Source organism: Ralstonia sp. RL, from assembly GCF_001683835.1.
Taxonomy (GTDB): domain Bacteria; phylum Pseudomonadota; class Gammaproteobacteria; order Burkholderiales; family Burkholderiaceae; genus Ralstonia; species Ralstonia mannitolilytica.
Window position 1 is genome coordinate 1 of record NZ_LWRX01000176.1, and the last position, 597, is coordinate 597.

Consider the following 597-nt stretch of genomic DNA (forward strand, 5'->3'; position numbering starts at 1 on the left):
CAGCGGCGGCGGCCTGGGCGGGTTCAATCGCGAACGCGGCGGCTTCCTGCTCGATGTCAAACGCTGGCTGTTACGTCACGAAGGTTGCCCGCTTGACCGGCCGGCCGGCTGATCTCGCCGAGATCGACAGCTTCTGCGATGCCCTGTGGCTGGAGGACGGTCTGGCCCGGGCGACGCTGGCCAGCTACCGTTCCGACCTCGGGCGCCTGGCGCAGTGGCTCGCCGAGCATGACCACGAGCCGCTGCTCGACCTGCGCGAAGCCACGCTGACCGCCTTCATCGCCCACCTTGCCCGGCAGACCAAGGCCACCTCGCAGGCGCGCTACCTCGCCACGCTGCGCCGCTTTTTCCGCTGGCAGCTCGCACGCGGCCGCATCGTCGCCGATCCGACGCTCAAGCTGGCCAACCCCAGCCGCCCGTCGCGCCTGCCCAAGGTGATGTCGGAAAAGCAGGTCGACGCCCTGCTCGATGCTCCTGATCTCGAATCCCCGCTCGGCCTGCGCGACCGGGCCATGCTGGAAACGCTCTACGCCACCGGCCTGCGCGTCTCGGAACTGGTCCATCTCCGGCTGCACGAAATCAGTCTGGCTGACGGCG

At 69.2% G+C, this 597-nt stretch carries 1 protein-coding gene; it reads left to right on the forward strand.

From position 1 onward, the window contains the following. Window positions 1–92: 92 nt before the first annotated feature. Window positions 93–597 (forward strand): site-specific integrase (locus A6M56_RS17680; RefSeq protein ID WP_286758264.1); only part of this gene is annotated, 505 nt, incomplete at its 3' end.